Source organism: Azospirillum largimobile (assembly GCF_977007025.2).
In genome coordinates this window covers 130536-151763 of the sequence record NZ_CDRMUA020000007.1, presented here as the reverse complement: position 1 = coordinate 151763, position 21228 = coordinate 130536, and the positions used below count along the sequence as shown (strand labels likewise).

Genomic DNA, 21228 nt, shown 5'->3' with positions numbered 1-21228 from the left:
TGACAGGGAAGTGTAGTTCCAATCCTCGATCCACGCCGGCAAGACCTCCCAGCACCCAGCCTTGTACGCTCATATCTCCGGCAATGTGAGTTGGCGCCCCAGAGGAAACTATGTCGTAATAAGATAAAATTTCCTACAGATATAAGAGGATGACTATGACATATACACCGCTTCGTCTTGAGAGCGAGATTCGTCTACTATCATTGACCGGAAGAAAGTACGACATTACTGATCAAAACGACCGCAAGCGGTCCAATGACGATCTTATTCGTCTGTTCCATGATATCCAAGACGTCATCAAGCCCCAATGCGTGTTGGAGATTGGTGCCAGAGAGGCGACTTTCTCAAGAGAGACTAGGCATCGACATCCGGATTGCTTAATCTATGCCTTCGAAGCCAGTTCTCATGCCTTTGAACGCATGTCACGGAATTATGATTTCGAGGCATTAAACATCCGCTATCTGAACCTCGCAGTGACTGATGCCACTGGCACCGCAGAGTTCCAGATCCAGAAGATCGTTGATGGCGCCCTGGTGTCGCCCCTTCGCGGGAACAACTCCCTTCTGCGGCGGAGAGAAGACAACATCTCGTATGAGCCTTTGCCGGTGGCCTCGACGACACTTGATGATTTCCATGCAGCGGAAGGGCTGCGCGGACGCTCAATCTCGGCCTGGATTGATGTGGAAGGGGCGTCGGAACTGGTCTTGAAAGGAGCCTCGCACGCTCTCCAGGATGTCCAATCGCTCTTCATCGAGATGGAGGACGCGGAATTCTGGGTGTCGCAGTGGCGCTCAGGTCAGGTCCTGGATTTTCTTATGGCGCATGGCCTCTACCCAGTGGCACGCGACTTTGAATACGATCTGCAACACAATGCCATCTTCTTACGCGAGCCCGTTCTGGCAAATGGGATCATCCGCTACAAGCTTGCCTCATATTATCACCTCTAAAACTTCTGGCTAAAAACCGATATGAACTCCCATATTACTAGGAGATGAGCTGCGAAAGAAAGTTTAAACCTGGGTAGTGGAACAGCATCTCTGATCTGAGAATGCGAATCACGACCGGTTTGAGGTAGAGGCGAGTCGACAGTTTCAGTGTTTCAGACCAGAATTTTGACAAAATCTCTAAATAGAATTACCCAATAAGTCATATTTATCCTTATGAATAATATGGACATATCTTGGCGAGCGCTCATGCGGTGACAACACAGTTTTAGACTTGATGTAGAAAACGTCATCTTGTTGACTGCAGCATATCCTCCAAAGCAGGATATCAGTTATTTCACACAACGCATGCTTGGATAGCATTATCGTGGATTTAAACAACTCCAGGACACAGAGAGCCCTGGCGTCCCTGGAGGACGCGATCAACGCCTACCGCCTGTTCCTGGGGCGCCACCCTAGGGATCTGGGGGAACTGACGATGGCGACCGAGGGGGCGATTCTCGATCTCGTAGTCTCGCTGCTCACTGAGCGAGAGTTCGCTATCAACGTCCTAAACCGTATGGAACAAGGGCAGACCACTCCGCACACCCTGTTTGGGGTCGAAATGGACGTGGGGCTGCAACGCTGGGCGTTGGAGCGGTTGCCGCTGTCGACCGCAACGCGGGACCGACTCGCCACCAGCCGGTCCTGGCGCTTCTGGCTCCCCCGACTTCTCCTCGATGAAGAATTCACCGCCGCGTTGCCGGAGCAAGTGCGCCTTCTCTTGAAGGGTGCCAGCCTGCTGACGCAGGAGCGGGTCGCCGCTGTCACTGAGGTGCGGCAACTTTCCGGCGAAATCCGCTATGCCGGCGCAGGCCGGCTGACGGGTTGGTGCGCCAACCTGAACGATCCTAGTGAAACAGTAATTTTGGAGATCTTCCTGGGCAACCGCTTTGTCGGCGCTGCGCGCAGCGATGCTGCGGTGCCCGGACTGGACAAGCACATCGGCGGTACCGACCGGCACGGGCTGGCCTTCCTCATTCCAACAATCCACCGCGATCTCGTCAGTCATGGAGCGATGCTGCGTGTTCGGGATGCTCAATCCAAACAGCAGGTTGCCCCCGACCTCTATATCCGCGACAACCTACCTGCCGATCTCGACAGCCTTGTTCGACTGAGCGCTCAAGTCGCGCAACTGCGTGCGGCGCTGGAGCGGGTCGAACGACAACTTCCTTCCCTCCTCTCCGACCTGTCCCCGCCAGTGGAGGCTTATGAGCAGTTCCGCAGGCTGCACGCCGACCATTCACAGTCGCAGCCATCAATGCCAAATCTTGAGCCCATCAACATCCTTCTGACCAACCCGGTGATGGAACCGGCCGAGTTACGGCGGATGCTCGACGGGCTGACACGGCAGCATCTCACGGACTGGACTCTGGTCCTGGTGGAGGAGGATGCAGTCGCACGGTCCGATGAAAGGGCGACGGTGCTGGCTCCGTTGCGTGAAGCCGGCCGGCTGGTCTGCACAACCTCCCAGTCGCTGGCCGAAGCGCTGCTCGCCAACCCACGGCTGAGGAATGCCAGTATCCAAATCTTGATCGGCGCCACGGTCGATCTGGAGCCGGGTGCCATCAGGCGCTTGGCGCTCGCCGCAGGCGATGGGGTGGCCTACGCAGATCATGATGTGCGTCAGCAACTGCACGATGGCCGCGAAGGGGCGCTGGTGCCAGTGTTTAAGCCGGACATCGATCCCTTGATGGCGCTGGCCTACGACATTGCCGGACCGGTGTACGCCATCGCCACCGCTGCTCTTCTGAAGGTGCTTGCATCTGACCCTACCGCCTCCTTGACTGGTCAGGCGCTGCTGTTGTCGCTGATCGACACTGTCGGCGCCAAAGACTTCACGCATCTGGCGGAGGTGCTCTATACCGTGCGCCAGCCGGCCGCCTTGACCACCGCGGCGCTGGTGCCACGCATTCTATCCGGCGAGCCGGCGGCGGTGGAGCGTTGGGCGGCGCGCAACGGGCTGTTATTGACCGTCCGGAATACCCTGGTGACCAGTGCTGGCAGGGATGATGAACCGCTGCTGTTCGAGCCCTGCATGGTGGAGGCAAGGGTGGCAACCCCGCCACCAGCCAGTGTGATCGTGCCGACCCGAAATTCTCCAGCGCTGCTGCGCGGCTGCCTGGATTCGCTGCTGCGGGTGCGGGCGCACTACGGTGCACCGATGCAAATCCTCGTCATCGACCATGAGAACGAGGATTCGGACAGTGTTGCACTGCTACAGAATATGCGTGCGCGCCATGGCGTGGTCGTCTTGCCATTTCGAGGACCATTCAACTGGGCAGTGATGAACGATCTGGCAGTGCGATCCGCGACCGGCGAAATCCTGGCCTTCCTGAACGACGACACGGTGGCGCTGGAACGCGACTGGCTAGGGCGGGCGGCAGGCACGCTGACCCTGCCAGAGGTGGGAGCGGTCGGCGGGCGCCTGCTCTATGCCGATGGCCGCGTTCAGCATGCCGGGGTGGTAGTCAGCCCTGAGCAGGGGCCGGTGCATGAGGGGGTCGGGCTGCCTGCAGAGGATGGTGGCTATCTCGGTCGCAACCGGGTGCTACGCTCTGCAGCAGCGGTGACTGGCGCCTGTCTCGTCACCCGGCGCCCAGTCTATGAGGCGGTCGGCGGGTTGGGCGGCGAGCTCCCCACCAACTGGAGCGATATTGGATTTTGCCTGTCGGTGCGCCGGACCGGCCTGCGGATTGCCTACGACCCTGAGGTATGTTTGTACCATTTTGAGTCGAAAACGCGCGATCCGATGGCTGGCGAGGAGAGCTTGGCAATGACGCGTAGTGTGGTCGCACAGATGGCCGAACACTGGCCGGACCTGCTGGATCCTACTTCTTTCGTCAATCCTCATTTCAGCCGCCATGCAGCCCCCTTTACTCGCCTTGCCCTGAGCGGTGGCGTGCGGTGATGGGGCATTGGCGTCGGCGCTCAGGGCCCGGGATCGGCCAACCAGTGCGACAAGTCAACTCCCAGCAGCCGGCTCAATGTCTCCACCGGTTCTCTGTACTGGTCAATGAGGGCGCGTTGGAGCCGGGGCGACAGGGCCGCCATTGGCCCTTCGAACACAGGCCGCCGCAGGACATCGTCCGGCACAGTGTCATAGACGTGGCTATCAATGCCGATGTGGTCGCACAGCCGCGCCAGGAAAGTGCGCGGCTCAGCCGTGAGATCGTCGAAGAAAGCAACCATCAACTGCTCATCTGGGAAAGCAGAGCGCCAGCGGATGATCGTCTGCGCATAGGCACCACGCCGCCTGGAACCAGCCGAGCGGAAATGATCGAGGAACCACTGGTCGGACGCTTCCTCCACAGTCATCTCGGCACGCAAGACAGCCATGCGCGCAGCCGACCACGCTCTCTCAACCGGATTGCGCAAGACGTAAAACAAACGCAACTCCGGACACAAATCGTGCAACTCACGGATGGCGTCGTCGCTGATGATGGAATAGGCGGGGGTGATCTCGCCGACGCGGGTGCTGGGATCGCGATGGCCGAACTGGTTCAGCCACCAAGTCACTCCCATCTCACGGCGCGCATCCCAAAAGTGTATTTCTTTTCCTGCGGGAAAACGTACACTAGGATGAGACAGCAGAGTTTCATATATCCAAGTTGTTCCAGATTTCTGCGCTCCAATTCCGACGAAATCCGGCCCCATCTCCAGTGCCCTCAACTCAAGTTCACTTTCTTGATTTATATTATATAAGCAGATATTTTACGTCAAACAGAGCGGGCATTACCTAAGATGTTACTTTTGGCCTCTGAGCAAGCGGACACTGGCCAGAATTGGTCATGCCCCCCTATCACAGGGCGCTTTTCACCCCGCCCACCCGGAATACTCAGAGAGCGGAGCGCGTTGATCCATAAACATCAAAGACATTCCTATAATTAAAACCGATCATGTCAAGAAACATTCGCAAAAAGACCGTAAACACTACATGCTTCGCCGACTATGCCGGTGGACTTGTCATGATTTCCACATCGAACCGCGCTGGCCCGCTTTTCATTGACGATCTATCTTTGAAAACACCCCAGAGACTGTTCAGTCACATCATCGCTGCTTCAGTCTCAATCAAAAATCACCCTTTCCAGCCATACATATGCACTGTCCTACCGCTGTCCCAGCGAGAGATCGATGCCGGGTGGGCGGAGATGCGGGTGCTGCACCGAGATGGCCGGTCAGAGGCGGTCGATGTCTGGATTGAGGGACCAGTCGCACCGGTTTACTCGCCCACAGCCTTCTCGCAGGAGGCACTTCTGCTCACCGTTGAGCATCTGCGGGCAATGGGGCTGCCGCTTGCCCGCGCCCTGGCCTTTGGCCACGCCATGGCGATTGCCCCCTCCTCGATCGGCCGTGCATTCCCTGCGGCGCAGTCCGAGCTCACAGGCAGCTCACCGGACGATCCGGTGGCTGCGGCGATCGCGCCCTATTTCGACCCCAGCTTTTATCGGGCGGCCTATCCCGACCTTCTAGCCTCCGGCACCGCAATATCTGACACCGCTCTGCTGCAGCAATATTGCGGGGCTGGCTGGCGCGAGGGCCGCAATCCCAGCTCCACCTTCAACAGCCTCTACTATTTGGCAGCAAATCCAGACGTGGCGGAGGCGGGAATAAACCCCTTCTGGCATTACACCGTCACCGGAAAAGCCGAAGGCCGTTATGGTCAGCCGCCGGATAGATATCGGCGGACCATCTTGCGGGACCTTCCGCTTTTGCAAAAGCAGCGCAGCGCCCCGCCTCCCGCCACGGTGATCCGCCTGCGCCGCGCACGTCTGGTCGAAGTGATGACCGCCGGCGTCCAATTGCGATCGCCAAGTCCCCAGCCCGGCGGACCCCAGCCCGGCACCCGCGGCGTGGTCGTCTCCGTCAGCCACGATTCCTATGCCCGCTTCGTCGGCGGCACGCAAATCCTGATTTCGGATGAACAGAAGCGCTTTAATGCGCTGGGCTACAGCTACATCCACGTATGTCCCGGCGCCCCGTCGCTGTTTGTCGATCGCAATGGACCGGCTGGGGATCTGGTGGAGTTGGCGGTTGACGGCGTCAGTGTTGGGATGTCGGACTATGCGGATGTGGCCTGGGCGCTCAGCGAGAGCTTTTCCGATCGACCCGGCGACCGCCTGTTCACGCTCCATTGCGTGTTGGGCCACCGCGTGGATGGGGTAATCGCCCTACAGCGCGCGGTGAAGGCGTCGCGCAGCTGGTTTTGGATTCACGATTTCTCGTCGGTTTGTGCGAACCACACCCTGCTGCGCAACGATGTCTCCTTCTGCGGGGCGCCGCCGCCCAACAGCGTCGCCTGCGGCATCTGCGTCCATGGGGATGCTCGCCATCGTCACCTCCGCAGCATGGAGCAACTGTTCGCAGCCATTGATTTCCACGTGCTGGCGCCGTCGCAGGTGGCTCTCGATTTTTGGCGCGAAAGCATGCCACTGCCCACACGATCAACTCGCGTGATCGAACATTGCCGCTTCGTTGAACAGGGTGTTCGCACCATGCTTGAGGATGGCTCCACCCTTGGCTTGCCGGGAACCCCCGTCCGTGTCGCCTTCGTCGGCGCTCCGACCTTCCACAAGGGCTGGGGGCTGTTCGAGGAACTGGTCACGGCGCTTCAGGGAAGCTTCAGCTACCACATCCACCATTTTGCCGCGCCAGAGGCCTTCCGTCAGCTTTCCGGGGTAACAGAGGTTGCGGTCACGGTGACCGCTATCGACCGCCATGCCATGGTCGAGGCCTTGGCTGCGCACAGCATCGATCTGGTTCTAATGCTGACCGTTCTACCAGAAACCTTCTCTTTCACCACCTATGAGGCTTTGGCGGCAGGAGCGGACGTGGTGGCGTTGGAAACCAGCGGCAACGTCGCCGCGACCATCTCACGGCTGGGACGCGGGCGCGTCTTCAATACCGAACGCGATCTCTTGGGCTTCTTCACCAGCTTCACGGCGGTCGAGTATATCCGCGACCGCCTGCGGGACGGAATACCGGTGGGCACGCTCGATCATTGCGGAACGACGGCGGCAGTCGTTGAACAGGTAAAGGCTTGAGACATGAGCGGCGTCCACTGCTTCACCAGCTTCACCTACACCTATCTATCACGGGCACGTGTGCTGGCCCAGAGCTTGCGCAGCGTGCATCCGGATTGGACCTTTTGGGCATTGATCGTTGATGAACTGCCGGCTGGGGTGTCGGCGGCGGAAGCTCATGCCGGGTTTGACAGAGTGGTCTTTGCCCGCGATCTCGGCATTCCCTCCTTTGATAACTGGATCTTTCGCCACGACGTGGTGGAGGCCTGCACCGCCGTGAAAGGCCGGATGCTGGTGGAGATGCTGAAACTGGGGTGTGAGACGGTGGTCTATCTCGATCCAGATGTTGCGGTATTCTCGCCTCTCACCCGCACACTCGAACGGCTCGACGGTGCTTCGATCCTACTCACGCCGCACCAAACAGACCCCAACAACACGATGGCTGTCATTGCCGACAACGAGTTGGGAGCGCTGAAGCATGGAACCTACAATCTCGGATTCATTGCCGTTCGCAACGGCACGGAAGGGCACCGTTTCGCCAATTGGTGGGCGGACATGCTGCATCTCGCCTGTTATGACGATCCAGCCAATGGGCTGTTCACCGATCAAAAGTGGTGTGACCTTGTCCCGGCTTTCTTCGACGGTGTGCGCATTGAACGCGACCCGGGCTGCAACGTCGCGAGTTGGAACCTCAGCCGGCGGCAGATCGAAATCGGGCGCGACGGCAGCATTCTGGTCAACGGCAGCCCCTTGAAGTTCTACCACTTCACCAAGGTCAACTCGGTCGGTGACGCCATGACCGAACGCTATGCGGCTGGCAACATCCATGTCCATGAGATCTGGCACTGGTACAAGCGCGCCATCGCTGCCCAGGAACTCACCGCCATTCCGCGCGACTGGTGGGCCTATGGCCGGTTCGACAATGGGGTACCGGTTTCCAAGCCCATGCGTCGCCTCCTGCGCGACGACCTAGGCCTGGCCACCGCCTTCCCCAAACCTCTGCAAACGGCTGGAGGCTCCTATTTCGACTGGCTGAGCCGTGAGAAACCGGAAATCGCCAAGAGCGGCTCGGACGGCTTTGTAGTGCTGGGCATGCACCGCAGCGGTACCTCAGCCCTGGCTGGATGGTTCGGCGCGCGCGGGATCTGTCACGGCGATCGGTTCATTGAGGCGGACACGAACAATCCGGACGGCTATTGGGAGCATGAGGAACTCGTTGCCATCAACGAGCATCTGCTGTCCGCGACCGGAACGGACTGGCGCACAATCGACGCCGTTTCAGCCGAGCACGTTCAGAAAGTCGGCGGTGCACTGTCGGACCGGGCACAGGCCTTCCTATTAGCCCTTGGGCGCGATCGTCGGCTTTGGTTTATGAAGGACCCCCGCCTTTGCCGAACACTGCCCTTCTGGCTTCCACTCCTGGACGCTCTGTCGGCACGCATCCACTACCTGCACATCGTTCGGGATCCCTGGTCCGTGGCGCGGTCGCTGACACGACGCGACGGGTTGCCCACAGCGCACAGCCATCTGCTGTGGGCACTTTCCAATCTGGAGGCGGAGTTGCACACCCGCAATCGACCGCGGCTGTGGTTGGACTTTGACGCTATGGTTGCTGGAGGCGACACCGCCGTTTTGTCGGCGATCTCAGACCACCTACCGGAGGATGACAGGGCCGGCCTTGCGGGCGGTTTGCATCAGGACACCATCAGTCCCGACAGGGTTCACGCCGCTGGCCCACGTGGCGATGACGACCAAGAAGAACTCTTTGATGTCGGCCGGGTGTATGGTCTCCTGGCTGCCCTGCGCGACGATGACGGACGGCCGACGCTGTTGGAGGAAATTGATGCAGCGCGCAACCAGATTGTCCATCAGGTCCGGACCTATCGGACCCTTCTGCTTGACCGTGAACGTGATGATCTGCGGGAGCAAGTGGACACCCTGGCAGTCCAATCGCTGGAGCGGTTCGAGTTGTGGCGGCGGACAGACGAGCAACTGCGGGCAATAACCGAGCAGCGTGACCGGGTCTTGCAACTGCTCCAGGAACGCCTGTCTAAGCCGCTCGGACCGAAATGACGGCCAATCCTCATCGAGCCTCGATCTATTGGCCTTGTGGAGGGTAAAAAAACTCCAACCGCGCTCTGTCCGCACAGGACGCCGGCAGCAGAAAGCCAGCTTGATCATTGCACAGAGTGGAGAGACTGATAACGACACGGATGAGCACGCTCCCATCATCCCATCCGGGCTCAACAGGAGGCAGGGGGGTCAGTCTATCGTCCTCGTGATACCCGGCCACGATGAGATCGGGCAGGCGGAGTATGGCATGCACCCGGTTCTGCCCTGCTCCGACCTCCGGCGGAACGGCAAAGCGCACTACCCGGTGACGAACGCAGACAACAGAGGCAAAGGCCGAATGCGAACTCGAAGCATCGACCGCAACCCAGTCGCCCCGTCGGTCCAGCGCCTCCAGCGTCACGCTGTGGCCAGTTGGCAAAAACTCTTTATCCATCGCGAACGCCACCCGGAAGCCGACCTGCGGGGGTAGGGCAGTTCCAGCATCCGGCTGCTCCACAACGGCGATGCCAATGAGGTCGCCAGCCGGGAAGCCACCGATCAAAACCCCGTCAACGTGACATCGAAACTGCATAGGCTTGGCGAAACCATCAGAGCGGACACTGCCGTCAAATGTTAGGATGGTCTGTTTATTCTCAGTGACCTTGGGTGCTTCCTGCGGCAGGACGTTCGTTGGCAACGGAACGGCAGTCTCAGAAGGGAAAACAGGGGGGGCCTCCCCATCATCCCCTAGCCCGAGCAGCCAAGGGGGACGGCCGCTTGGATCCTGCACCAGCCGGGCAGAACTGAAGATCGGGTTTGCCCGCGTCCGCAATCCAGCCCAGAGGTCGAAAACCGATCCAATGTCGATGCCGATCGCGCCAACGGACTTCGCCCAGCAACAATAGATTTTGCCGAGAATTCCGGCCCCGACCAGGACAGGCACGCCCGGCCGGCGCCGCACATGGTCGCCAATAAATGCGGCAACCTCCAAGTAGCGAGTCGGGAAATGGGGTGTGAGCAGCGTCTGTTCCAACTTCGCAGCTGCCGAAAGGTCGGAATACTGCATCTCGGGCGGAATAAGGAAAGGAGTGACCGTGTGGATGCTGAAGCGGTTGGCAACGGTGGCAGCCACATCGCGCGACGTGATCAAAACCACCTCGTCCAAACCGCTGAAAAGGCGTTCGTATGCCTTATGCGCTTCAAGCGCAACGTGAACGCCAGGAGAGGTAAGAACAGGGGCTTCGGGAAGATAACCGAACTCACGGGCATACAGGGTAGCGGCCTTAAAGGAGTCGGAGCGATCCGCCTCCGACACAGCCGCCGGATCAGGCAACCCCAGAATGTCAGCCGTGAGGCAAGCCGCTTTGAGGTCCAATTGGATCTGCTGGATAGCGGTGTCGGAAAAGAAGGGATGGCCGAACCACACCTTCATCATCTCCGACACTGACAGCCAGCTGCTGTGCGTCGGATACCCCATGATTCGGGCTTCGCCATCTCCTAGCCGAATCAAGGAGAACGGGCGCTTGTCCGTTATTGCCGACTGCAGAGCGTCGGCAACATCGGGAAATTTGAGGTAGCGCTGCATGCCGCCCACCATACCGGCCTGTGCGGAGGAGGCGCGTTGTACCAGAGCGATTCTGACGTCGCAAGCAGTGGGCCTGGAGGAGAGGGAAGATTGTGCACCTGAACCGGTTCACCACGATCTGACTACGCTGAATGCCAAGTGTGCGCAATTCCTGCTGGGTGACGCAGCGCCGATGACGCCAATGTGGGTGGGCTAAAGCTGCTACAGTGTGCTGGTATAAGGGGGACCATACAGCTGTCAGCATTGGGATGAGGAATTGGAAGCGGGACCGTAGACCAGTACAAGGAAAGGAAAACCATGCGCAACCCGCAAACAATTCTCCATTATTTCATTCCGCGCAGTGCACGGCGTGACCATCCGGAATAAGTCATGGCATGCTCCGCAGGGAACTGCGTGTAGCAATACCCGCTGAGACCGGACCCGCTCTCCAGATGAAGCCGTACAACTGCGCCTGGTGGCGTTGAGGGCCTTGGCAGCCTAAAGCGCCATCCGACCGGTGTATTCGCGGCTCCGAGGAAATGACGCAGAACATCGGGGCGATATGAGGTCGGCGTGAAAGCCAACACTGCCCGGCCGTTCACATGCACCACAAGCCGCTTGATCTGGAACCCCGGTGTCCGTTCAATTGCCCAACCGGTGAAGTCTACATCGCCATTCGTGAGCAGCGTAGCCGTTTCAAAACCTCCCATAGGTGGACTAAAGACATTCATTTTCTCCACGCTTCGGCCAGGAGCACCGACAACATAGAGGTCTTGGTTCTCATAAAGGCCTTTGGGATAACGTCGCCAACTCAGTGTAGCATCGGGTCGAAGATCATGAATGGCACTGGCGACAAAGGGTTCTGTCACATACGACATTCCATAGATATCTGGATCAAGTGATCCACTCTCGCTGAACCGATAGTATCTGAAATCTGAGCCGTCCATGCCTTCTCCCTCCGGTAGGATGGTCATGTCATGGACGCTGAAGGCCAGAACCCCTCTTGGTGTCAGCATACCATAGAGTTTTGCGAGCCATGCCTTGAACAAGGTGGCTGGAAGGTGTGAGAAAAGAGATCCGACAAATACAAAGTCGTGCTTTGTATCATGATATAGAGCATCAGGATGTGATGTTGACACAACACCATTCACACAGAAATTCTGGACTTGCCAGTTGATGGCCTCATGATAAATGTCAGATACCCAAATTTGTTCGGGACGCAGTTTTTGCTCGAGCACTCGGGTCAACCGGCCCCATCCGGAGGCAAAGTCCATGACGGAGCCCAAAGATGAAAATCCACCAAAAGCACCATCAACGATCTGTCGGTAAGCATCAAAATGACGAAGAACAGATTCAACAAATTTGTAGCATCCAATTGAAGCATCATTCTCATAATTTGGCAAAATAGCTTTGAAGAACATTTCATCTTTGAACGGGAGAGGGCGGCAAAATCGCTTTGGATCTAAGTCATAAATTTTTAGATAATTATCTATAAAAGACTGATAGACAGGAGAAATATGATCAAATCTCAGATCCTGATTTTCCGAATATACGCCTGGAATGGGTGGAACCTGCGTCATCATTATCTTAAACTTCCTTTTATGTAACATCGAATTAAGGGTAAGACGGACCGTTTTTGTTAAAATTTCCTTTTTATGCAAAGTTTTATACTATCACGCATGTGGGCAAAGGAGTAGGCCCGCGCCACCACCCGGCCGTTGCCATAGCGCCAAGCCTATAACAGGAGTTCCGACGCCGATATTCCGTCCTATCTTGAGCCTTGGGGGCAACCGCGCCATAGAACACGGGCCGTCCGCTTCGCAAGTCTATCTCGATCCGGCCTGGAACCGTCTCCCGCGCTGTCGGACAGCGATCTTCTGAATGAGGGGACCGCGGTTCCTCGGCGGCTGTGACGAGGACGAACAACGGCGTCTCCATCGGAGCCGCTTGCAGGACGACGCTCGCCCCCCGGCGCCAGACCGTAAGCAGGCCGCGGTTCACTCGGCACGGCCGAGGCGCTGACGCTCAGCCCCTCTACCATGCCCATCAAGACGAACTGTTGGCCCACGTGCTGGAGCTCTCCGATGCCGCCCGCCATGTGCGCTCGGTCCTGCGCCACTTCCAGCTGCCGGTCGCCCAGACAGCCTTGCCAACCCGTTGTTCAATACCTCTCCGAAGGCGAGTTTGAGGGTCGAGTATCCAATGTCGAGCCCGATGGTGAGCATGGCGGCACATTTCTGGAAGTTGCTCTGGCGGTTCACTGCAGCAACCTATGAGCCATGCCAGCAATTTCGAAGCGCTCGGCGCGCCACCGAAAGACGATGGAAATCGACGCCCTTTTCGGCTCCTGGGAGTAAAGTGCACTGGAGGTGCTCTGGCGGTATTGGAGGCGGTGGAGCACAGCCTTAGACCCTGGCTACCGGGCGCAAAGTGCCTCTGGCAGTGCTCTGGCGGTACCGGAGGGTGAAGCTCATGCTATTGTTCCTCTGGCAGGCTGTTTGGCGAGAGCTGTCGAAGGAGCAAACGGCGCTGAAGAGTAGGGTGGAGTGTCCAAGGGTTACGCGATGCCATGCAAGGTCAGAGGGCCATTGGCACCGGAGTGGTCTCAGTGCCAATTAGCATTGGCACTGAGACGGTGGAGTTTGGAGAAGCTGTCGAGAAAGCAGGCGAACTTGCAGGTTGAGCAGCTGTTGCCATTGGCACCGGTACCCATGCTGGTGCCAATCATTATTGGCGCCGATCCATCTTGTAATGGTGAGAAATTGCGATAATGGTCGCAGCATTGGCACCGGTACCTATGCCGGTGCCACTCATTATTGGCACTGATACCCTACCATTTTAGGTCTAATAGGGCAATTTCGCCCATTGGCACGGGGGGGTGAGCCAGTGCCAATGGTTAGATATTGGCACCGACCCCCTGAGGAAAAATGACCCTTGAAGATGAGACCAAAGCACTGCGGGAGCCGAAGCTCGGGTATTGGCAACGCGCTTCTCCATGGAATGTGAGCGTGTCCGCGCGGTAGAACCGCCATCCCAGCACAACCGTTATCTGGCGCACGTGGTACGCCGGACTGTGACGATCTCAATCCGATGGGTGAAAGTCAGGTCTTCGGGCCGAAGGCAAACTGCCGACGGATGGACGAGAGCGGGCTGTGAGGCAGAACGGCCCGAACCCGCTGACGTCTTTTCCTGATGCGTAGGTTGGGGAAAGGGCGCTCATCAGTGGCCTGGAAGTGGAATTCGGCCCTCTGCCGTCACGAAGCACGATGATCGCGAAGATGGCTGGGCTCGCAGCGAGCCACCATCAGGTCGAGGAGGTGGCGCGACAGCAGAGGGCCGCAGGGGAGGCCGCACCCCCCGATCTCTGAATGGGATGGGGCGAGAGCTTGCGTTTCCGGGAAAATCGCTATGATGGAAACAGGAGGCGCGTGAACGTCCCCTTGCCCCCTGGACAGGCACCGCACACTTCAGCGGGCAGGCATGTTGATCGCAGAGCTGGGGCACAACGGCGCCCTGTTCGTGGCGTGCTGGTTCCACGCTATGGGACTGGCTTTTGAACAGGTCCTGTTGCGAGGCGTTCTTATGGGGCTCAGACAAGAGAGGTCCGCGATGGAGGCTTCCGTGACCGAGTTGAAGGGCAGTGTCGACAAGCTCGATGCCCGCGTTTCCGCCCTCGACCATAAGCTCGACGCATTTGAGCTCAGGCTCAGTGCCCGCCTCGACTTGGCCAAAGCCGAGATCGTCAGCGAGATACGACGTAATAGCCTCGACCTCAGACGGGCGATGGACAATCAGCTCAAGCTGGTGGGCGTGCTGGGCGCCCTGATCATTGTCCTCACCCTCATCAAAAAATTGGCCTGACAACACACAGGCAGGCGCGACACACAGTCCCCCTGGTGGCGAGGTCTTCTTCCCACCAGGGGGAGACCTGCCTCCTCGCATCAGCGTCCATGCGCGACACCGAGGACGCAGACCATAAACCAGCCCGTCGCCACCCTTTTTGCCTTGGCCGGGCTGGCGTCCGGCTTTGACGATCCCACGACCGGCGAGGGGGACTGACTGGCCTCCCGCATCCGGCAGGACCCCGATGGCTGAGGCTGGGCCTGCCCGCTCTCGGCTGAAGGTCGTCGCCGGCACCGAGCCGGACGAAGGCTGCGCCGTCGCCTTGGCGCAGACGGTGCGCCTATACCCGTTTCTCGGCGGAGGTCCAGGCCCTGCGGAAAGCCAAGGTGCCCTCATACGAGGGGGCAATCGGCAAAGTGATGGCAGGACGGAGCCGGCCGATGGGTGGATTTGACAATGTCCATATCTGGACGATATAGTCCAATTATGGACCACTGGAGTCCCAGCCATGCCCGCTCGCGCCAACCGCATCGCCGCCCCGGTTACCGCAGGACCATCTCTCCTCCGCCCTGACCGGTTCGCCCCATCCAAGCGTCGGCACCTCAGCGCGCCGGGTCTGCGGACCTTTCTGGCCATCGCCGACCGCTGGGGCTGGACGGAGGCCGAGCGCCTGTTGGTTTTGGGCTCACCCGGCCGCTCGACCTACTTCGGCTGGGCCGCCAAGGCGCGTGACGGCCAGGAACTGACCTTGCCAGTCGACGTGCTGTTGCGCATCTCCGCCGTCCTCGGCATCCACAAGGCGCTGATGATCCTGTTCGGCTCGGGATCGGCCGGTCTGGACTGGCTGACCGGCCCGCACGATGCCCCCTCGTTCGGCGGTCAGCCGCCGATGGCCCTGGTCACCAACGGCACCATGGATGGTCCCATGCTGGTGCGACGCTACCTTGATGCCGCGCGCGGAGGCGTTTTCGGACCGCCCGGCCCGCTGGATGAGGCGAGCACGCCCTATAGCGACGACGACATCGTGATCGTGTGAGAGCGTGACGAGCACCATTGCCATACCGCACCCGACGCACCGCCTGATCCCGTCGCAGTTCCCACCGATCCCCGCCTTCGACAGCGTGACGCGGCCGGACGATCTGGAGGCTGTCATGGAACTGGAGGGCTGGACCAACGACCGTCTGGTCCAGGAACGGGTCGCCCGGCTTCCTCGCGACCAGTGGGTCTTTGGTGTCCCCAACGCCTCTGTGGTGATGGCCGCCTTCCTGCACGCCGCTCCCGCCGGTGGGCGCTTCAACGGCGGCGATCTCGGCGCCTGGTACGGGGCGTGGACGCTCAAGACGGCCATTGCCGAGGTCGCCCATCACCTCCGGCGTGAAGCTGTTCACCGCCGGCTTGCCGAGATGCGGCTGACCTACCGTCTCTACACCGCCCGTCTCGACGGCAACTTCCTCGACATCCGCGGCCAGAGCAGCGTGCGGCCCGACCTGTCCGCGGCGGGAGACTACCGTGCCGCTCAAGCCTTCGGCGAGGCGGTGCGCCAGGCAGGGCAGGCTGCCGGCATCGCTTACGACAGCCTACGCCACCACGGGGGCATCAATGCCGTCGCCTATCGGCCGCGTCTGATCCTGGAGGTGACCCAGGCGGATCATTACCAGATTACCGCGCCGGTTGAGGGTGCCGTGGTCGCGCGCCGGCAGGCGCACCGCTGAGCACGGCCCCTCAGCCATCCGATGCTGACACGCGTGCTGGACCGGCGCACAGGCTGGTCCGGCAGCCGCACGACTTGGCTTCGCCCTACCGCCTCCTCAGCATCGCCTGGACGGCCGGGGGCTGCCGCAGCCGGTCAGCTCAACAATGGCGCCGAGGGCGGCCAGCCGGTCGACGACCCGCCCAGCGGCGCGGGCACGCCGTCAATCTCACCCCCATGGGCAAGGGTTTGACCGCGCAGTGCGCAACCCAATGAACGGGTTTTCGTTTCTAGTAAATCTGCGACTTAACCTGACCGGAATTTAGGCAATAGGGGGTTGGCGTCACATGAGCTGAAATATACTGGCAGTCCTGAAGACTCCTTCTATATTCCGCAAGGCTGTGCCCAAAAGCGATCTGTGATCGTTGATGGGCGAGGATTTGAAGATCAATCGGCATGTAGACGATTTCGAAGATCTTCAAACACTTCTCAATACCGGTCCGGCTGATGATATAGCCTTCCATCCCGCAGCCATATCCAGCGGCTTCGCCCTTGCTGTTCTGCGGCATTCTGTCGGAGATGTAGACGAGGTCGGCATCCTTCGGGATGGAGATGTTCTCGAAGCTCCGGCAGGGAACGGCATCGTCCTCGAACACCACCAGATAATCCAATCCCCTGTCTCTGGCTTGACGCCAGCACTGAATATGCGAATAGGCGCAGGCGATCTCTGTGAACATCAGTGGGCCGTTCTGCCGACGTGGATCGTGGCGTTCAAAATCTGTCCAGCGCAGATCGGTGACATCGACCCTTACGTTTTCGATGAAAAAGCCTTTTCTGAGATCCTCAACTGAAACTGCATCAAAGAACTCGAATGACGGCAAAAAGCGATCAGCGCTTCCTTTGAAATTCTTGCGCCTGGATGATCCAGTCAGAGATATGCAGTATTGCGCAATTTTGAGAGTTGATTTCATCTTAAGGCACATTTTCCTTTTTGATCACATACTGAAGCGTCAGCTGTCAGCCCGCACAAATCTTGCCCAACTTACTATTGAGATAGGAGCAGGGGCAGAGTCATGTTTGTGCTCAACAGCAAAGCTCTGTGTTTTGGCGGGCGGGTGGAAACCACCCACAGCACCTTCAATCCTGACCTGGTTGCCATTATCGAAGTGAGTGCAATTTTATCATCGGCTTCGCAGGCACCGGCTTCCAAGTGGAACAGACGGTTGGTTCGTTATAACGGCACCGTATTCCAGTTGGGTGACACGGTCGGCACTGCCCTGGTGTCATTTTCTCCCTGAGAATTTTCACGCCCCTCAATCCTGGCCACATCCTTGGATCAGCGGCTTCTGCGCCATGTACACGCTGCCGCCGAACTGCCGAGCTGCTTGACGGACGGTGAGGGCCGGTTCCTCCAGCCGGTCGAACAGCGCTCGGTCACCGGCATCGCATCGCCGTCCCAGCACGACAGTCCAGCGGGCGGCAACCACTCCGCTGGTGCCAGGCTTTCCGGAGCCAATCTCAAGGTCGATCACCTGCCCTCAGCAGGTCGTGTCCGTGAGGGCAGCTTCATGGTCGCAGGACGGCGCGGCAGCCGTGGCGTCCTTTCGCCATCCGGCGTCCCCTGTTGATCCCTAGCCTGCTGCAGAGGCGTGTTTTCAGAAGAAAGAGGAGCATCAGGCGCTGCGGTTGGGGAGGAACCAGAAGATCTGCTGAAACCCAAGCGAAAGCTCCGCAAGGTTTTCACCACGCTATCCACGACCAGAAAACCCAGCTCCTTTTGCCGCCAACACTGAAGCGAGCACAAGAGGAAAGCCAGACTGCTGTCTGCCGTTTTGGTGCGGGGCGCAGCCTTCCGCCGATCCTCACCGCCTCTGCGGTCAGCCGGTCTCGTCAGTGGGGGCAGCTTCAGCATCAGACCTCAACTCCTGGAGCCGTGCCGTCACACGGGCCGACGTGACGGCCACTGTGGTGAGAAGGCCGGTGAGGTCGATGGTCGATGGGCTGGCGCGGGGTTGCCGCCGGATCGGTGGGAGCGGTGCTCGGTCCACCGGCTCCAGCGAGGCCGGTGCCCCGGCAGGGGTGCCGTCGAGCACCCCGGTGTCGGCCAGCCCCATTGCGCGCAGGTCGTCCAAGTCCGGCAGGTCGGCCAAGCTCTCCAGGCCGAACTGGTCGAGAAAGGCGTCGGTGGTGACGAAGGTCAGCGGCGCCCCCGGACGCGGGCTGCGCGGCCCCGGCCCCACCAGCCCCGCCGCGCGCAGACGGCCAACAGCGTCGGCATCGACGGTGCGGCCGAGCAGGCGCTCCAGATCGCGCCGGGTCAGCGGCTGGTGGTAAGCGATGGTGACGAGCAGCAGCTGGTCGGCGGGGCCGAGAGCGGGCAGGGCGGGGCCGCCAGGGCGCACCGCCCGCAGCACCGGGGCGAGGTGGGGGCGGGTGCGGTGATGCCAGCCGCCGGCGACCGCCACCAGGTCGTAGGGCCGGGGGCGCAGCTCGGCGCGGATGTCGGCGATCACCGCGTCGAGCGGGCAGTCGTCGCCGACCACCCGTGCCAGCACCGCCCGTGGCACCGGGGTTGGCGAGGCGAAGATCACCGCCTCGACCCGGCTCATCCACTCGCGCCACCGCAGCTCGGGCGGCAGGTCGGCCAAGGCCCGGTCGAACGGCAGGTCATCAGAGGCCTTTGCGGGAGGCGGTGCCATGGTCCCTCGCTTAAAGCCCGTAGAGGCGGGCGGTGGGTCGGCCGGTCAGCTCGCGGATGGCGCCGAGGGCGACCAGCCGGTCGAACAGCCGGCGGGCGGCGCGCTCGGGGATGAGGTCGCGCACCCCGGCCACCGACAGCGCGTCGCGGGCGAGCAGCCGGTCGACCACCCGCCCGGCGGCACGGGCGCGCAGCCGTGGCCGCACCGCCTGCAGGGCGGCGGCGCGGTGGCCGAGCAGGGCGAAGCGGTCGAGCGCCCGGGCGCTGCCGCGCAGTATCACGGCGGCGAGCCTGGCTCCATCCAGGCCGGCGAGGTCGATGCTGCCTCGTGGCAGGCCGAGGGAGACCAGCGGCAGGCCAAAGGGCCAGCCAAGCCAGCGGGCAAGGACGACGTCGGCCGCCCACACCGTGAGGGCGCTGCGGTCGGGGCGGACCGCCAGCACCGGCTGGAGGGCGGCGGACACCGCCGCCAGGGGGCAGGGGAGGGCGGCGGCGGTGGCGAGCGCCTGGGCGAGCGCGTCCGGCAGGCCGTCGCTGCGGGCGCCCAGCCCGGCGATCAGGGCGGGCAGCTCACCCCAGCGGGGGACCGGCGAACCGTCTGCCAGCCAGAGATGGGCGCCCAGCACCGGAGCGGCCGGGCCGGCCGGCGGCGCCGGACTGAGGGCAACGAGATCGCGCAGGGCCGCCTCGTCCTCGGGACGCCCGCTGCGGGCAATGGCAGCGGCCGCGGCCGCGAGCGCCAGACGGTTGGCCCAGGCGCCGGCGTGCGGGGCCGCCGCCGTGACCGCGGCATCAAGCACGGCGAGGGCGGCACCGAGCTGGGCGGGCCCGGCGGGGGTGGGGTGGTCCGCTCCGCCGCGGTCGGGAAGGCAGCGGGTCGCCCAGGCAGGGAGGTGCAGCGGGAGGACGGCGGTGGGGGAGGGCGGCGTCATGGACCAGGACAGGGCAGGGGGAGGAGGGCAGGCGGGGGGACAGCATTTTTGGGATCGGCCGGACGGGGATCGGCGCTTTTTCCGGGTTATAGCACAGGAAAGCGCCGGAGCTAAGGATGCGTCAATTATGTCCGATAATCTTGCCCTATCGGACATGACAAAGGTTCGGCCTCCGGCTACACTCGCGGACCTGCTTTTCCGCTCCGGATGCCCCGCCACCATGATCTCGGACGCCGTCCCTGCTCCCTCCACGACCCAAGACCAAGCGCTCGACCATCTGTCCGAGTTGGCCGACAAAGCCCGGGCCTACGCCCGCAACGCCAAGGCCGAGAACACGCAGCGCGCCTACGCCGCCGACTGGCGCCACTATAGCGCCTGGTGTATGCGCCGCGGCGTCTCCCCGCTGCCGCCTGATCCGCAGGCAATCGGCCTCTATCTCGCCGATCTCGCTTCCGAGACGGCATCGGTTGGCCGCCGCTCGCGCTCTGCGGCAACGGTCGAGCGCCGCCTGTCCGGCTTGGCCTGGACCTTCCGCCAGCGGGGCTGTCCACTCGACCGCAGTGACCGCCACATCAAGGAGGTGCTGGCCGGCATCCGCCGCAGCCACGGCCGCCCACCCGTCCAGAAGGAGGCGTTGCTCGCTGACGACCTGCTGCGCATGCTCGGCTGTCTGACCACTGACCTACGCGGCGTGCGCGACCGTGCCATCCTGCTGCTCGGCTTCGCCGGCGGGCTGCGGCGCAGCGAGATCGTCGGCCTCGACCATGGCGCCGAGGAAACTGCCGACGGCCGCGGCTGGGTCGAGGTGATGGAGGGCGGGCTGGTCCTGCACATCCGCGGCAAGACCGGCTGGCGGGAGGTCGAAGTCGGGCCGGGCAGCACGCCGCTGAGCTGCCCGGTGACGGCGCTGACGCGTTGGATGGAGTTGGGCCGCATCGCCCATGGGCCGCTGTTCCGCCGCATCGCCCGCGACGGCAAGCGGGCTCTGACCGACCGGCTGTCCGACAAGCATGTCGCCCGCCTGGTGCAGGCGACAGCCCTGGCTGCCGGCATTCGCGGCGACCTGCCGGAGGGCGAGCGCCGCCACCGTTTCGCCGGCCATTCCCTGCGCGCCGGGTTGGCCACCGCCGCCGAGGCGGAGGAGCGCTTCGTCCAACGGCACCTTGGTCATGCCTCGGCCGAGATGACCCGGCGCTACCAGCGCCGCCGCGACCGCTTCCGCATCAATCTCACCAAGGCGGCAGGTCTGTGAGGCTGGTTCGAAGTCGCATCAGCGCCATATCTCCAGTCAAGGGAGAAGCAACGACCTCAAACGCTTTGGACTGCGCGTGTCGTTGTAAGGCAGTTGATGCGAAAAGTCGGATTTCCGGTGTTCTGAGCTCCCTGCAGCCACCCTTCTGCCAACCGGTTCATGCGAAAAGTTGACGGTTCACGCGAAAAGTC

The 21228-nt window shown here is 61.2% G+C and carries 16 protein-coding genes; 9 read left to right on the top strand and 7 right to left on the bottom strand.

What is annotated here, in order from left to right:
- Window positions 1-155: 155 nt before the first annotated feature.
- Complete coding sequence (locus ACWPKK_RS29905) at window positions 156-947, top strand: FkbM family methyltransferase (RefSeq protein WP_452011854.1); 792 nt, start codon at window positions 156-158, stop codon at window positions 945-947.
- Window positions 948-1311: 364 nt separating this feature from the next.
- Entirely contained in the window at window positions 1312-3894 is a 2583-nt protein-coding gene (locus tag ACWPKK_RS29900) for a glycosyltransferase family 2 protein (RefSeq protein WP_452011851.1), read from the top strand.
- A 20-nt stretch (window positions 3895-3914) separates the two neighbouring features.
- Here the strand turns inward: ACWPKK_RS29900 and ACWPKK_RS29895 are convergent, their stop codons facing one another.
- Window positions 3915-4640: a sulfotransferase family protein gene (locus tag ACWPKK_RS29895; RefSeq protein ID WP_452011848.1), complete on the bottom strand. Its 726-nt coding sequence runs from the start codon at window positions 4638-4640 to the stop codon at window positions 3915-3917.
- A 311-nt stretch (window positions 4641-4951) separates the two neighbouring features.
- Here ACWPKK_RS29895 and ACWPKK_RS29890 point away from each other — a divergent pair, with 311 nt between their 5' ends.
- Window positions 4952-7027: a hypothetical protein gene (locus ACWPKK_RS29890; RefSeq protein ID WP_452011845.1), complete on the top strand. Its 2076-nt coding sequence runs from the start codon at window positions 4952-4954 to the stop codon at window positions 7025-7027.
- Between the two features lie 3 nt (window positions 7028-7030).
- A complete protein-coding gene (locus ACWPKK_RS29885) occupies window positions 7031-9079 on the top strand; it encodes a sulfotransferase family protein (RefSeq protein WP_452011842.1) in 2049 nt (682 codons plus the stop codon).
- A 25-nt stretch (window positions 9080-9104) separates the two neighbouring features.
- Here the strand turns inward: ACWPKK_RS29885 and ACWPKK_RS29880 are convergent, their stop codons facing one another.
- Entirely contained in the window at window positions 9105-10643 is a 1539-nt protein-coding gene (locus tag ACWPKK_RS29880) for a GT-D fold domain-containing protein (protein ID WP_452011839.1), read from the bottom strand.
- A 323-nt stretch (window positions 10644-10966) separates the two neighbouring features.
- A complete protein-coding gene (locus ACWPKK_RS29875; protein ID WP_452011836.1) occupies window positions 10967-12205 on the bottom strand; it encodes a hypothetical protein in 1239 nt (412 codons plus the stop codon).
- 2038 nt (window positions 12206-14243) lie between these two features.
- On the opposite strand from ACWPKK_RS29875, the gene ACWPKK_RS29870 reads away from it, so the two are divergent.
- From ACWPKK_RS29870 to ACWPKK_RS29860, 3 genes are all read left to right on the top strand, one after another.
- Window positions 14244-14483, top strand: coding sequence for a hypothetical protein (locus ACWPKK_RS29870; RefSeq protein ID WP_452011834.1), 240 nt, complete (start codon window positions 14244-14246; stop codon window positions 14481-14483).
- A gap of 490 nt (window positions 14484-14973) precedes the next feature.
- Window positions 14974-15501 carry an MbcA/ParS/Xre antitoxin family protein gene (locus ACWPKK_RS29865; protein WP_452011831.1) on the top strand — a complete coding sequence of 176 codons (528 nt, stop codon included), beginning with the start codon at window positions 14974-14976 and terminating at the stop codon, window positions 15499-15501.
- Between the two features lie 4 nt (window positions 15502-15505).
- A complete protein-coding gene (locus ACWPKK_RS29860; RefSeq protein ID WP_452011829.1) occupies window positions 15506-16177 on the top strand; it encodes an RES family NAD+ phosphorylase in 672 nt (223 codons plus the stop codon).
- A gap of 268 nt (window positions 16178-16445) precedes the next feature.
- Here the strand turns inward: ACWPKK_RS29860 and ACWPKK_RS29855 are convergent, their stop codons facing one another.
- Entirely contained in the window at window positions 16446-17126 is a 681-nt protein-coding gene (locus ACWPKK_RS29855; protein WP_452011827.1) for a glycosyltransferase family 25 protein, read from the bottom strand.
- Window positions 17127-17228: 102 nt separating this feature from the next.
- On the opposite strand from ACWPKK_RS29855, the gene ACWPKK_RS29850 reads away from it, so the two are divergent.
- On the top strand, window positions 17229-17453 hold the full coding sequence (locus ACWPKK_RS29850; RefSeq protein ID WP_452011825.1) for a hypothetical protein: 225 nt from the start codon (window positions 17229-17231) through the stop codon (window positions 17451-17453).
- Window positions 17454-17468: 15 nt separating this feature from the next.
- Here the strand turns inward: ACWPKK_RS29850 and ACWPKK_RS29845 are convergent, their stop codons facing one another.
- The 3 genes from ACWPKK_RS29845 to ACWPKK_RS29835 all read right to left on the bottom strand — a co-directional run bounded on the left by ACWPKK_RS29845 (window position 17469) and on the right by ACWPKK_RS29835 (window position 19785).
- Window positions 17469-17687 (bottom strand): hypothetical protein, encoded by a 219-nt coding sequence (locus ACWPKK_RS29845; RefSeq protein WP_452011822.1) that lies wholly within the window; start codon window positions 17685-17687, stop codon window positions 17469-17471.
- 345 nt (window positions 17688-18032) lie between these two features.
- Window positions 18033-18854, bottom strand: a complete 822-nt coding sequence (scpB, locus tag ACWPKK_RS29840) for an SMC-Scp complex subunit ScpB (RefSeq protein ID WP_452011819.1) — start codon at window positions 18852-18854, stop codon at window positions 18033-18035.
- Window positions 18855-18864: 10 nt separating this feature from the next.
- Window positions 18865-19785: a DUF1403 family protein gene (locus ACWPKK_RS29835; RefSeq protein ID WP_452011817.1), complete on the bottom strand. Its 921-nt coding sequence runs from the start codon at window positions 19783-19785 to the stop codon at window positions 18865-18867.
- 220 nt (window positions 19786-20005) lie between these two features.
- On the opposite strand from ACWPKK_RS29835, the gene ACWPKK_RS29830 reads away from it, so the two are divergent.
- Window positions 20006-21037 carry a tyrosine-type recombinase/integrase gene (locus tag ACWPKK_RS29830; protein ID WP_452011814.1) on the top strand — a complete coding sequence of 344 codons (1032 nt, stop codon included), beginning with the start codon at window positions 20006-20008 and terminating at the stop codon, window positions 21035-21037.
- Window positions 21038-21228: the final 191 nt, after the last annotated feature.